The organism is Arthrobacter sp. NPDC080073 (assembly GCF_040686575.1).
Lineage (GTDB): Bacteria > Actinomycetota > Actinomycetes > Actinomycetales > Micrococcaceae > Arthrobacter.
In genome coordinates, this window is sequence record NZ_JBFBKR010000002.1 from 403,154 (window position 1) to 416,462 (window position 13,309).

Consider the following 13,309-nt stretch of genomic DNA (forward strand, 5'->3'; position numbering starts at 1 on the left):
GGGACCGACGGCGCTGGCCGTCAGTCCCTCATTCACTCGCCGCCGTGCTCAGGGCCTGGGGTATTTGGCATTGGTGCGGTAGAGGAAGGCCGCCGTGGCGTCGCGGGCAACCGGGGCGAGCGGCCGGAATTCCGTGGTTCCGTCGGGGAGGGCCCAGCCGGTGGTGATGTTGTTGCTGGCGAGCCAGCTGATCTCTTTGTAGAAGGGGTAGTTGGAAGGCACGTCTTTGAAGTTACTGGTTGCGGAGACCGCGGGGCTTCCGTTCAGGCGATAGATAAAGGCCGCCATGGCGTCGCGGTTGACTGTGCCTTGGGGATGGAAGGTCGCTGTCCCGTTGGGGCCGTCGTTATAGCCGGTGGTAATACCTTGGGCAGCCAGCCAGGACACTTCTTTGTAGAAGGGACTGTTCGTGGGAACATCGGGGAACTTGGGCGTTGCCGGCGGGGTGTAGGCCGGGCTGCCCATATAGCGGTAGATGAAGGCGGCCATCGCTTCGCGGCTGATGGACTCCAGGGGCCGGAACTGGCGGCTATTGTCGGGCATGACCCAGCCGGTGGTGATCCCAGCGTCGGCGGCCCAGGTAATTTCCTTGTAGAAGGGGTAGCTCGAGGTCACGTCGGTGAAGGAATACGACGAAGATGCCGGTTGGTTCTTGACGATGAGATCGTCGACGTAGATGTCGGCCTGCTGTGTCGGGTGTTCGGAGCCCAGCATCACACTACTCAGTGACGTCGCCGCGACGTTGAGGGTGGTGGAGGAATAGACGGACTTGTCATCGAACCAGACCTGAGCCGCCGTGGCGCTTCCGTTGGCATGGACATCGATGGCGATGTGGTGCCAGCTGTTGAGGGCAACAGTGGAGACCATGGTTGTGTAGCTGAACGTTCCGTCGGGCGCAGTGACTCTCAGCACGAAGTTGGCGGTGCTGTTGTAGCGGAAGATGTCCATGATCCGGGTCGCACCGGAGAAGAAGCGGAAGTAGGGGACGTCGTTGCCCGCCACGCCGGCGGTGGTGATGTTGAACCAGCCGGCGGCGTAGGCGTGGGCGGCCCCTGCCGGAAGAGGCACTGACATATTCGAGATCGAACCGGAGTCAATCGTTGCATGGAGGTAGGCCGAGCACGCGCCGTCGTGGGCCAGGGTGGAGCTGACTGCGGCGGTGCCGGTCCCTTGGGTGACAACGCCGTAGGAAGACAAGGACCCGGATTCGAAGTTGTCGGCCACCACTGTGTTTCCGGGGAAGCTGTCGGCAGGTGCCGCGGTTGACGGCTGACAGGAGACCGACGCTGCTTCGGCGGGTCCGGCAACCAGTGCCGCGCCGGCACTCAAAGCGAGACCGAGCATTCCGGAGAGTCCCAGCCGGTACAGTCGTTTCATTGTTCCGTCCTCCAAGCTACGGTCGATACCCGGCTTCTCCGTCGGGAATGAAGCCGGGCTTGATCTGCCTGTGGCGAGGGTTGATGCGACGGTCCCCGGCCCAGGCACCCGGCAATGCCGTCCAGAACCAATGGCACCATGGGGACGGTTACAGTTGCGTTACCAAATCCAAGATTGCCCGTACCGGCCGGTGTGGCTTCTTCCCAAGGGTCAAAGTTGAGCGTTGAACACGTCCCGGCCGAAGCTCCGCAGTCCAGGCGCTCCGGCATATCCGAGACGGGGGACTGAGAAAACGTCCTCCATGGTGGCGAGAAGGCTGTAGTGGTTGTACATCGTTGCAGTGCTCGTGCCCGGACTGCTGAACGGAGACAGCACAAGCGCTCCGACAAGGCCTCCGGCTGTTCCTCCCGGCAGGCCCGAGGGGCCGGTTGCGTTACCGTCCGCCTCGTCGAAGGTGATGACGAGCAAACCGTCCTGACGGTAGGCCGGTGAGTTGAGGATGGCGGGGACTTGCTCCTTGAGCCAGGCATCAGCGCTCTCCAGGCCGCCGGGTTGCCCGTCAACGCAGGGGCTGTCGTGACCGTCGTGGCAGAGATTGGGGCTGATGTACGCCAGGTTCGGTGTGGTGGCGGCAGCCTGCAGGTCCTTCGCGAGGTTGGAATAGTCCACCACGTTGTTTTGGCAGCCGGGGGATGAAGTGATGCTGGTGAAATAGACGAAGGGATTGTGGCGGGTGGCGTACTGGTCATCGATTTTGGCGTTCTGGGAATCGTCCTTCGCACCGGGGTTCGGGTGCCGGCACGCCCTGCCCATATCTTCCATGTACCCCTTCCAGGTTTTCCCGGCGCCGCTAAGTTGCCCGGCGATCGTCGGGACTGAAGCGGGGTAGACGCAGCCCGATCCGAGCACCTGGCCAGGATCCGCGGTTCCGGTTTGGATGAACGGGGCGTAGGTCGTGCAATCATTGCGCGTCATCGGGTTGGATGCCTGTCCGGAGATCTGGGCCAGGTAGTTGGGGTTGGAGTGATGGGCGACGCCGTAGTACTGGGTCAGGAGGACACCCTGGCTACGCAGAGTTTGGGAGAGGTAGGGGGCTGGCGAATCCGGACCCCAGGTCTTGTTGTAGCTCTGGTTTTCCAGATTGATCACGAAGACGTGCCCGATCTTCCCGGCTGCTGCCGTGGGCGCGGGGCTGTTGCTGGGTGACGAGGCCGACGTCGGGGACGGAGAGGAGCCGCTGATTGTGGTGCTCGGAACGGGAGGCGGTGTTTTGCTGGCCGAGGGGCCTTGGCAAGCCGTACTGACCAGCAAGAGCGTAACTGCCAGCACGACGTGCTCCGTGCGTGGCCGGCGCCGTTGCCGACCGTCGTGACACAGGAGCTTCCTGCCGGATTTCTTTTTCAGGTCCATCTGATCGCGCCTCCTCCAAGTTCCTTCCGACCCCGGGCAGGGGGCCTGGCTGGCATCCCGATCCGGACACCCTTGCACACCAAGTCCAACAGGGCCATGGTTCCCCGCTCCGGGTTCCCTGTGAATCCGCAGCCGAAGCCGTGGATGCAGCGGCTCCGGACCCGGACGATCGAGCGGGCCGGCCCTTGTTTCGACATGTGTTTGCCGCCACACTGTCTCCCATGCGCGTGGAGGAAGGGCAAAACGGCAAGAGTTTCAAGACTGTCCAGCGTGCGGGAATGACGATCGTGCTCGCCGCTTCCTTGTTGCTGGTCTTCTCCGGGTGTGTCATTGACGGACCACCCCGTCCCGCTTCCCCCGGCGCCAGCGGGACTGCCGGAACTTCGACAGCGGGCGCAGCGGAGCAGTCCCCGGCCGGCGGACAGATGCCCGTGGGTGACCTGCCCGGGTGGCGGCAGGTATTCACCGAAGATTTCAGCGAAGGAGACGTCCCGCTTGGGAGTTTCCCCGGGCCCGCATATAGCGCCAAGTGGAGTGTGAACTACGTTGACGGAACACCGGACACCGACGGTCAGCAAAGCGGTGGCAGGTCTGGTTACTACCCATCGAAGGTGCTCAGCGTCAAGGACGGGATGCTCGACATGTACCTGCACACCGAGAAGGGGGTCTCGATGGGTGCTGCGCCCTCGCCGAAGCTGCTTCCGGCCAACGGGCGCCCCTACGACAGTTTGCTGTACGGGCGGTATTCGGTGCGGTTCAGGTCCGAAGCACTGGAGGGGTTCAAGACGGCGTGGCTGCTGTGGCCCGATAGCGGAGTGTGGCCTCGTGACGGAGAGATCGATTACCCCGAAGGTGATCTGTCCAAGTCCTTTTACGGTGCCGTCCATGAGGCCCGGCCGGACAAGAACACCTTCCATCAAAACCGGACGGGCGCACGGTTCACGGCATGGCACACCGCGACAACCGAATGGACGCCCGGGCGCGTTGAGTTCTTCCTCGATGGCGTCTCGATCGGTGTCAACACTGTTGGTATCCCCGACAAGCCGATGCATTACATCCTCCAGACCGAATCCTGCCTGACCGGCTGCCCCGCACCCGCAACGGCTGGGCACCTGCAGGTGGCGTGGGTGGCAATCTGGGCGAAAGCGTAGGCGTACTTCCCGCCCCATCGTTACGGCGCCGGTTCCCTTCGCCGGGACCGTCGGTCCACGGCAGCGAGGAGCCCCAGAGTGAGCACGGCCAGGAGGGACACAGCCACCGACGGATGCCACCACCCGGAGTAAAGCATGGCAGTTGAGAGCAGGATTGCCGAGGCAAGGCTGAAGCTCACCGCTATCGCCACGGCCAAGGGAATCACCTCGAATCCGGTTCCTTTTCGGAGCCGGGCGGGTTTCAGGAGCAGGATGAGCGCTGTTCCCGGGCCGGCGAGAAGGAACGGTCCTATGACGGCAAGGCGAAGAGCCTCCGGGCCCGTAAAGGACAGGGGAATCGAAGCCAGTGCGACGGCGGCCACGATGGTGCCGGTGATGCCGATGGCCCTTTGCTCAGATGCCATTCGGTGCTCCCTGCAGGTGGTAGATCACTCCGCCGGCGTTGCGGTACTCCATTGACCAGCCCCCTTGAAGGGCGCACCTGTCGATGAAATGTTGCAAGCCTTCGCTCGGCCCCGTGTTGAGAACGTCGGCGGCGGCGACCTGGCTTGCGGTGACTATCAGGTAGGCGCCTGTGGACGGGATGAGCTGGGTTATCGATGCGCAGCCGGGCTGCGGTTCGCCAGGGCGTGCCGGCTCCGCTTGGAGGAGGGTCTCGTACCGGTAGCCGGCGTAGTTCTCGTACCGCCAGGCGGTGTCGTGAACTGCCTCGATGAGGACCGAGCCGTGGGGCGCGGCGGCGTAAAGCCGGTTGACCAGGGCGATCTCGTCGGGAGTGAAATTCTCGATGGCGTCATTGCCATACCGGGTGGCGACTGTGCCCGTGGCGATGACTGATCCGAGCAGCAGGAGTGCGGCCAGCTGGCGCAATCCGGGCGGACTGGGACCACGCGGAAGGAACGGAAGCACCACAAGGCAGGCGGCGAACGGCAGGCTGAAAAGGTATATCCGGAGCAGCAGCTCGCCGCCGTACGACTGGAGGGGAAACATGACGAAAGGTGCCACGGTCCCCGTGGCAGCAGCTAGCCACCGCGTCCGCAGCCGTCGTCCCCGGAGGCTACCCAGTCCCGCAAGGACCCAAACCACGGCTCCCTCCGCGAGCCGGGAGTAGACGATGAACTGGTGGCCCGGGTTACCGCCCACCCTGTTGAGCAACGAGGCGGAAGCGGCGGCGTTGATGTTGCCGATGGACCCGAAGAGAGTGTGCAGGTGGCCAACGAGGAAAGGGGTGGCGGCCAGAACCAGCCAGCAGACCGGAAGCAGGAAAGCCAGAACCGGCAGGAACCGCAGCCGGCACCTACCGCTCAGGGCGAGCAGCGCCAGGATAGGGATAGCGGCGAATGGAGTGAGTTGATGGGCGACCGTCATCCCAGCCAAGAGCACTACGCACACCGCGGCCAATATGATGAAGGCCGACTGCGGTAGTCCGGCGGGAGTCGGCGGCGATTTCCCGGGTTCGAGTCGACGCGCAAGATTCCTGAGCCGAGTAGCGAGTTTGCCCGCAGGCTTCCGCGGCCAGCCGGTGAAGGCTGTCAGAACACAGGCGATCAGGGTCAGCAGCAGCAGCAAGGCGCAGGCCTGCGGAGATAGGTAATCCTGCCCCACCCAGCTGGCCAGATAGAACATCCATACGCCCGCCCACGCTTGCCTCGGGCTGGAGGTAAGGCGCAGAGCCAGGGCAAGCAGGGCGGGCAGGAGCAGGACGTTGACGCCGACCGGCGCCCACGTAGCGGCCCAGGTCAGATCGTGGACTCCGGTGGTATTCGAGAGCATCGCCAGTAGTCCGAAAAACCCGGGCCAGTTGAAGTATGCGTCGAGCTTCCGGTTTAGCCCTCCGGACTGCGTGATGTAATCGGTGATGCCCAAGTGGCGGTAGCTGGCTTCCAAGCGAGGCAAGCCGTGAATAATCGGGTCGGCGCCGTGCAGAATGACGATCAAAACCAGAAGCTGAATGACCAGCAACCACGGGCGAAGAACCTTGAGACCGAGGGACCCGACGAAACCGGCCAGGCTCAGGCCCAGGGCAAAGAAATAGGCGACGGGCAGGACCTGGATAAGGCCGGCTCCGCCAATGTCCTGTATGTTCACGGTTTTGAGCGCCCACACCCCCAGGATCAGGGCGGTCACCGCCATCACCACGAGGGCCCCGGGAACCCGTGGGTCACCCCGGTTGGCCCGATGCCGGGCGGGCCGGGGGCGTTTCCTGTCTGTCGTACAGAAAGGGACCACACCGACGTCGGATCGGTGCAAGCGGGGGGTGGAGACACTCCAGGCGGTTTGTACGGCCATCACGGAGCAGGCACACCATGTGCACGTGACCCGGACGTGCGCTCGAGTTTGTGTTTGGCCGAGGCAAGGCGGCGCTCTTGCGAGAAGCGATGCAGCCTCGCGGCGGCGAGCACTGCCGTGGCCAGTTGGGAGGCCAGCCAGAGCACGGAAACCCCGACGAGGCCGTAGCGTTGGGCGACCGCGGGAGCCGGCACCAAAGAGAGGACGCACGCCGCAATCGCGAGCACGGTCGACTCGGCCAAACGTCCGGTGGAACGGGCCACACCGTAATATACCTGGGTGACGCAGGTGAGCATCAGGGCCGGAACGAGGACAGGAAGCAGCACCCACGCCGATGCGTAGCCGGATCCCAATAAGGGCAGAAGCAGGGAGCCGGCCGCTAGCAGCAGCACACCGGCGAAGGCGGTCAGGAGGAGACTCATTTTCAGGGCCCGCCGGATCAAGCCCGCACGCGAGGAGAAGCGGGTATCGGACGTGTCCGCTGCGATAGCGGTTTGAAGCGAGTAGCCAGCTGACTGCGGCACAAAAAAGATCGCCGAAGCAAGCATCCAGACGAGGTACCAGGCCGCGGCGGCCGAGGTGTTCAATGCGGCTGCGACGACGAGTGGAAGGATGTATCCGGGTGCGCGGTCGGCCAGCATCAGCGCATGCTGGCGCAGACCCGGCCCCCAGACTTTCGCCGCCTCACGCCAACTCAGCTGTGTCCAGTCCGGAGTTGCTTCGGTACGTCGGAGCTGGTGCAGACCAAGGAGTACGCTCGCCAAGGCACCCGTGGCCACGGAGACGACGATCGCAGCTGGAGCTCGGTAACCCGCAAACAGGCACGCCGCCAAGGTGACGAGCTGGAACACGGCTTGCATCAGGCTGCGCGTCAATGCACGATCTGCCCGGGCCTGCGCGACCGCGATATGGTCGAGCTGGTACGCGACAGAGGCGAGGAGCGCTGCAGCGAAAAAGCCTGCGCTCATGGCAGGATCCTTCCAGGCGGTGCCGACGCCGGATCCCAGGACATAGGTCACGACGACCAACGCCGTACCCGTGAGAAGTGACGAAAAGCCCACCGCCGCGACGCTTGCCGGTATCAGGTTCCTGCCTTGGTCTGTCTGGGCAGGCAACATCGTCAGGGTTGCCGGGCCGACCCCGAGCATTCCTAGCTGCACCGTCAGCATCGTCGCGGAGACCACTGCAGAGGCCAACCCGAGACGATCGGGAGGAATCATGAGTGCGGCAAGTGCCCAGAACAGGAGGCCGGCGGCCATTGGCGTGATGCGGGCTGCGGCCAGCCACACGGCGTTCCCGCCGAGGGAGAGTCCCTGCTTGGGGAGGCGCAACAAGGTGCTGCCGAAAGCCCGGTAGTTGTATAGGAGGAAGCCAGCCCAGTAGGGCAGGTACCGGGGGGCCGTGACCAGGGAGAAAAGGACGCCTCGTACCGTTGCGAGCAAGGGCAGCAGCACCAGCCAGCCGGCCCGGCCGGAGTGCTTGTACATTGTGCGCGCCAAGCCTGCCCCGTCCTGCAACCATTGGTCGCGGGCGTACCCGAAAGTGTCAGCGAACCGGTGCCTCACGAAAGTCGTGGGGGAGACGCCGAGGCGGTATCCGCTGTCCTCGAGTCGGATCCTGAGCTCGATGTCCTCGCCCGACCGGAAGCTTTCATCGAACCCGGCTTCGAGCAGCACGCTGCGGCGCATGAGCGTGGCACTGACACCAAACCATGAGCGGACCCTGCTGTGGTTATGGTGCCAGGCAAGGGCGGCTCCCCAGTAGCCGGAGCCGTCGGGCTCGCTCACAAGTCCGAACTGCAGGCCATCGAAGCCGCCTGCGTTGAACTCGTCAATCAGCTTTTCCAGGACGCCTGCGGGTAAGACGACGTCAGCATCGATGAGCGCGACAAGATCGGCGTGCGCGGCCCTGGCACCGAGCATCCGCCCCGCCGGCAGTCCCCGGCCCTCGTCGGAGATGACGCGTGCCCCGTAGGAACGCGCGATTTCCACGGTGGGGTCTTGGGAACATCCGTCGATGACGATCACCTCGCGGGGGTTCTGGTCAAAGACAGACTTCAAGCATTCGCCGAGCCAGTTGGCGGCGTTGCGGGCCGGGATCACGACCGACACGTCCAGGACGCTGCCGGAGTCCGCCTTCCTGCTCACGGCCGGCCGTCCACCATGGAGGTGACGGTGCCTGCTACGTAATCAGAGGTCCGGTCGGCGGACCAGGTCACGGGAAGGCGCAGCACGAAGCACGGAACATCACGCAACGCTCGGGTGATGACGGAGGTTTTTGCGGAGAAATGCTCGCCCAATGCCACAAGGCCGGTGGCCCCCAAGGCCTCGATGAGTCGCCGCGACACCAACGGCAATTCCGAATGAAAGTTGCCCACAATGCGCGCTGCCATCCAGGCTTCTGTCCGGCGCTCCAACCGTGCCTCCGCTCCCTCGAAGCGTTCTAGGAAGACTGCGATCCGGGCAGGCGCTTGGGGAACGATTTTCCCTGGGCCGAATACGTCTGCCGGGTGGACCATTCTGTGTTCGGGTGACCACCGCCGCGTGAACGCCGCCGTCCGTGGATACCGGACGATGACAGGGTGTACAGCGGTGGCCACGTTGCTGATGGCCGAAGTCAGCCAGCCCGGCGCGAGCGGCTTGCGGATTCCTTGGAACAGGTCCGGATAGATGGGCCGGTGGTGGGGCTTGATGAACATCGGTTTTGCGTAGGACAGGAGGGTCCCCTCCGCAGTGATGAACCCCCAGTCATCGGCCATGAAACCGACGTCGGGCATGGCCAGGAGTTTCGCGACGGTACTTGTTTTCCCGACGCCGCCCCATGCGGGCATCAGGATGCCGGCTCCCCGATAGTTCACCATCGCCGCGTGAACCATCGCTGTATCCTGCCTGATGCACAAATGGTCCAGCAGCGGCACGACCGCCGTCAGCAATTCGCCCGGCCCTTCGACCATGAAGCCGTTTTCCGTGCGGGTCACCTGAACCCGGTCCGCAGGGAGGAACAACGAACCGTCTGTATACCGGTAGGCGTCTTCGGCATGGGATTGCGAGGGAACGGGAGTGACGCCGCCGCTGATGGTCAACTGCAGCTCCGAATCCGAAGGGCCGAGGAACGGGGCAAGCATGTCTCGTAGCTGCGCCGCACCTGGAGTCCCCTGGGCTACCCGGATTCCGACGCGTCCGTGGACGTCAAAGGCCACTGCCGCTGACGTAGCGATCTGCTGGTTAATCACTGGGCGTGCCTCCACTGTTGTCGCGAATGAGCCGGTACAAAACGGAACCGGGTGCGCGCATCTGGGGCGATGGCGACTGCCACAGGCTCTGGAGATAGGCAATTGCGGTGACAGCCAGGACTGCTACGATCACTCCCGCCCTGGCCAGGCCTCCGAGGTCGCCGTCTCGCGCGCAGGCGCGTAGCCCGGCCAGAACCGCGCGCGGCAGGACTCGGCGGACATATCGGCGTTCCGGTCCAAGGACTTTGCTCCGCCCGAGAAGCCGGGTCACCTGAGCCTTCGAAACACCCTCTGACCAGGCTCTGGACAACATGTAGCGCAGGGTGCCGCGCGTCGCAGGTACATGGTGGCGAACAACGGCTGCCGGTTCGTAAACCACTCGGGTTCCGGGGGAGCCCATGGATGCCCTTAGACACAATTCCGTCTCCTCGCATCCAAGCGGACGATCACCTTGCCGGCCAAGGGAAGAATTGAATCCGCCGACCCGTTCAAAGACATCGCAGCGGAAGGACATGTTCGCTCCGATCACGTTGCGCACCTGCGCCGCGACTCTGGGCAATCCTTTATAGGTGCATCCAACAATCCAATCGAGCTCTTCGGGAAAGTGGGCCGGCCGCCCTGATTCCCACACTGGTTCAACCCGGCCCCCGACCGCCAACACGTCCGGATCGTCATAGAGCAGGACGAGCCGGGCCAGCCAGTCCGGGTCGGCTTCGGCGTCGTCGTCAAGGAAGGCTACAATGTCACTGGTTGCCGTCTTCACTCCGGTGTTGCGAGCCCCGGAAAGCCCTTGGGGCCCCGCATTCTCCACTACATCGACACCTTGCAGCGCACCCGTCAGTCGCCGGTACAGACCCAAACGACGGTACAGGTCCTCGTTGTGGTCGACGACGACAACAAGCTGGTCCGGCCGGAGCGTTTGAGACTGAACCGATGCGATCCCGCGGAGCAGCAAGTCCCACCGGGCTTCAGTGAAGCAACAGATCACGACGCTGACACTGGGCCAGGCGCCGCCGCCGGGCATTAGCCGTCCGCCAGCATCGCCAGGACCGTCTTAGGGTCAGTTGGAACATGGGGAAACCGCATGTCCGGATACCGGTATTTCACGCGCCGAAGGGCCTCAGGCCGTACCCCCGCCGTCGGCGCGTCCCATCCGACGCACTCACGGGTCAATGTGCGCAAGACGCGCCACCCGTCGCGGAAGGTCTGCAGATGCGAGTTGCCCGAAATACGGGACAGCTCGTGGCTTGGCACCTCAGCAATGCGAAGCCCCGCGCGTGCCGCCCGCGACACCAGTTCGGTCTCGATTTCGAAACCATCGGACTTGAGTTCCAGGACCTCCAGGCACTCCCTCCGGAAAGCGATGTACCCGTAGCAAAGATCCGAGAAGTTGCAGTGCAGAGCCTTGTTCGCCAATCCTGTGAGGGCACGGTTGCCCAGATTGCGCAAACGAGTCAAGTCATCGGAACCGCCGCCGGTGACATAACGCGACCCCTTGACGAAATCGTGGTCGTGCTGCAGGGGTGAAACGAACCAGCCGATCTCCCTTGGGTCCATGCTGCCGTCCGCGTCGAGCATGACGATGATATCGCCGGTGGCCGCGGCGAACCCTGCCCGCATGGCGGCGCCCTTGCCGGCATGCAGTTCATTCACCACGACGACGTCGAAGCGAAGCGCGCGCGCCACATCCACGGTGAGGTCTTCCGACCGGCCGTCCACGATTATCACTTCGTCAACGTACGTCGGCATCCGCCTGAGCACCCACGGCAGATTCAATGCTTCGTTCAAAGTGGGAATGACAACGCTGATCGACGCAGCCGGGAGCGGAGTCCCCGATGTCGACTCCGCCGGGGTCCGGCCGGCAGCAGGCTCCAACTGTCCAATGGACACCGCCCTCACCCCTGTCCGTTTGTCGGTACGAACGCGGAACACCAGTTGGGAAACATGCGGCGCCTTCTTTTGGAGGGTCGCCGGAAAAGGGGGTCTGGATGGTTCATGACCGCACCTCGATTTCGCTCGCCGTTACACGCACCAGGTCAGGTGCATGTTGGCATGAGCATGGGACCGAACCCGTTACAGCACCGTTACAAGCAGGCGTGTCCCTTGGTGTGGAAGATTCGGGTCGGAGGGCTTCCAAGGCCAGCGGGAACAAAATCGATTACGAGTAAGTAGGACATCCGTTAGCGATCCTTGATTCAGGTAGTGGCCACTCGTGACCGGGCCAGTCAACGCTGGCTACTCTCAGGCGACGTAACGTTTTGCGCACCAGAAATCCGACGTTCGATTGGGGAATGAGACGTGGTTTCATCACCAGATCCGCAGTGGTCCTTGACCCTGCTCAACGGTTGGACACTGAGCAGGGATGGCCGGCGGCAGAAAGTAGCGCATCGGCAGCAACGCCTTATCACCGCCCTGGCCCTGCTCGGCGAGCGGCCGCGCACGTTCCTCGCCGGACTGCTCTGGCCCGACTCCTCCGATGCCCAGGCGGCGGTCGGACTCAGGGTCAGCATCTGGCACATCAATCACGAGCTCCCCGGCTTGCTTGATGCCGACGGAACCACCGATGATTCCGTGGCTCTCAGCAGGCAAGTACGCGTTGATATCACCGATCTCGAATACGAGCTCCACGCTCCGGCTTCCGAGCTGGGCGATTGGTACCCAAGGTGGGAACGGCTGCGAACGGCGGAGCTCCTTCCGGGGTGGTACGAGGACTGGATCCTGACCGAGCAGGAACGCTTCCGGATGGTGCGGACAGCAGCCCTCGACTCCATCGCGGAATACCACCTCAGCCGTGGAAATGCCGAGGAAACCAAGGCCGTCACCACCGTGGCAATCTCCCTGGAACCGTTCCGGGAGTCCTCCTACCGGCTGCTGATCCAGGCACACCTCGCCTCTGGCGACCTCGTCTCCGCCCTGCGCACGTACAAGAGCTACTCCGCCGATCTGAGGCAGGAATTCGGCGTGGGTCCGTCACCGTCCCTCGCCAGGCTCATCCATCGGGCCGTCGGGGCGAGCGGCCGTCAAAACGCCGTCGGAAATTTCCCCCTGGCCCAGGGCCTGCCCTCGATCACCCGCGGCTGATTCTTGTCCGTTGACCAGACTGCGTAATCAGGGTCAGCGACCCTGTGTAGAAAGCAGCTCGCGAACTACCCCGCCTGCTCCAAAAGCCGCACCGCGTCGTCGTCGGTCAATTGTTCGAAGTGCTCGTAGAACGCGCCCACGGCGTGGAACTTGCCCGGCGTGTGCAGGCACATCATGAAATCGCACACCCGGCTGATGGACGCCTGGGCTTCGACGGAGGACACGGGAACGGCGGTCACTACAGTTGCCGCCCCGCCCGCGCGGACGGCCTCGACGGCGGCACGCATCGTGGCACCCGTGGCGAGTCCGTCGTCGACAAGGACCACGGTCTTGCCCGAGAGGTCGAAGTTGATACCCGGGTAGGTCTTCACGCGCCGCAGGAGTTCTCCCCGCTCGCGAACCTCCACCGCATCAAGCGAAGCCTGGGTGATTCCGTGCCGCAGCATGCGTTCTGCGAGGGGCCGGTTGAGTATGCGGACGATCCTGCCGTTGGACCAGGCCAAGGCGCCGAACGCTGTTTCTTCACGCCCCGGGATGCCGAGCTTACGCACCAGAATGGCGCCGTAAGGCTGGAAGAGCTCGACGGCGGCAGCGGCCGCCACGGGAACCCCACCGCGGGCGAGGCCCAACAAGATGGTGTCCGGCCGTTTCCGGAGCTGCGGAAGCCCCGCTGCCACGCGGCGTCCGGCGTCCGCGCGGTCCTTGAAGCGCATGCCCATTCGTCCCACTTCCACGTAATCCAGCGCTGAATCAAGCCTACCTTTGTTGC

At 63.9% G+C, this 13,309-nt stretch carries 11 protein-coding genes; 2 read left to right on the forward strand and 9 right to left on the reverse strand.

What is annotated here, in order from left to right; translation table 11 throughout:
- Window positions 1-48: 48 nt before the first annotated feature.
- Both AB0O52_RS04045 and AB0O52_RS04050 read right to left on the reverse strand, forming a co-directional pair.
- Window positions 49-1,377 (reverse strand): S-layer homology domain-containing protein, encoded by a 1,329-nt coding sequence (locus tag AB0O52_RS04045; RefSeq protein WP_364533664.1) that lies wholly within the window; start codon window positions 1,375-1,377, stop codon window positions 49-51.
- Window positions 1,378-1,587: 210 nt separating this feature from the next.
- Window positions 1,588-2,787, reverse strand: coding sequence for an alkaline phosphatase family protein (locus AB0O52_RS04050; protein ID WP_364533667.1), 1,200 nt, complete (start codon window positions 2,785-2,787; stop codon window positions 1,588-1,590).
- 221 nt (window positions 2,788-3,008) lie between these two features.
- Between AB0O52_RS04050 and AB0O52_RS04055 the strand changes: the two genes are divergently transcribed.
- Entirely contained in the window at window positions 3,009-3,938 is a 930-nt protein-coding gene (locus AB0O52_RS04055) for a glycoside hydrolase family 16 protein (protein ID WP_364533670.1), read from the forward strand.
- Between the two features lie 20 nt (window positions 3,939-3,958).
- Here AB0O52_RS04055 and AB0O52_RS04060 read toward each other — a convergent pair whose 3' ends face one another.
- The 6 genes from AB0O52_RS04060 to AB0O52_RS04085 form a co-directional block, all read right to left on the reverse strand.
- Window positions 3,959-4,342 carry a hypothetical protein gene (locus tag AB0O52_RS04060; protein ID WP_364533673.1) on the reverse strand — a complete coding sequence of 128 codons (384 nt, stop codon included), beginning with the start codon at window positions 4,340-4,342 and terminating at the stop codon, window positions 3,959-3,961.
- Entirely contained in the window at window positions 4,332-6,071 is a 1,740-nt protein-coding gene (locus AB0O52_RS04065) for a hypothetical protein (RefSeq protein WP_364533833.1), read from the reverse strand. Before AB0O52_RS04065 ends, AB0O52_RS04060 begins: the two co-directional genes overlap by 11 nt.
- A 155-nt stretch (window positions 6,072-6,226) precedes the next feature.
- Complete coding sequence (locus AB0O52_RS04070) at window positions 6,227-8,374, reverse strand: glycosyltransferase (RefSeq protein WP_364533676.1); 2,148 nt, start codon at window positions 8,372-8,374, stop codon at window positions 6,227-6,229.
- Complete coding sequence (locus tag AB0O52_RS04075) at window positions 8,371-9,459, reverse strand: hypothetical protein (protein ID WP_364533679.1); 1,089 nt, start codon at window positions 9,457-9,459, stop codon at window positions 8,371-8,373. Before AB0O52_RS04075 ends, AB0O52_RS04070 begins: the two co-directional genes overlap by 4 nt.
- Complete coding sequence (locus AB0O52_RS04080) at window positions 9,452-10,483, reverse strand: glycosyltransferase family 2 protein (protein ID WP_364533682.1); 1,032 nt, start codon at window positions 10,481-10,483, stop codon at window positions 9,452-9,454. The genes AB0O52_RS04075 and AB0O52_RS04080 overlap by 8 nt, the downstream gene beginning before the upstream one ends.
- Window positions 10,483-11,349, reverse strand: coding sequence for a glycosyltransferase family 2 protein (locus AB0O52_RS04085; protein WP_364533685.1), 867 nt, complete (start codon window positions 11,347-11,349; stop codon window positions 10,483-10,485). Before AB0O52_RS04085 ends, AB0O52_RS04080 begins: the two co-directional genes overlap by 1 nt.
- A 408-nt stretch (window positions 11,350-11,757) precedes the next feature.
- Here AB0O52_RS04085 and AB0O52_RS04090 point away from each other — a divergent pair, with 408 nt between their 5' ends.
- On the forward strand, window positions 11,758-12,540 hold the full coding sequence (locus tag AB0O52_RS04090) for a BTAD domain-containing putative transcriptional regulator (protein WP_364533688.1): 783 nt from the start codon (window positions 11,758-11,760) through the stop codon (window positions 12,538-12,540).
- Between the two features lie 65 nt (window positions 12,541-12,605).
- Here AB0O52_RS04090 and AB0O52_RS04095 read toward each other — a convergent pair whose 3' ends face one another.
- Complete coding sequence (locus AB0O52_RS04095) at window positions 12,606-13,259, reverse strand: phosphoribosyltransferase family protein (protein ID WP_364533836.1); 654 nt, start codon at window positions 13,257-13,259, stop codon at window positions 12,606-12,608.
- Window positions 13,260-13,309 lie beyond the last annotated feature (50 nt).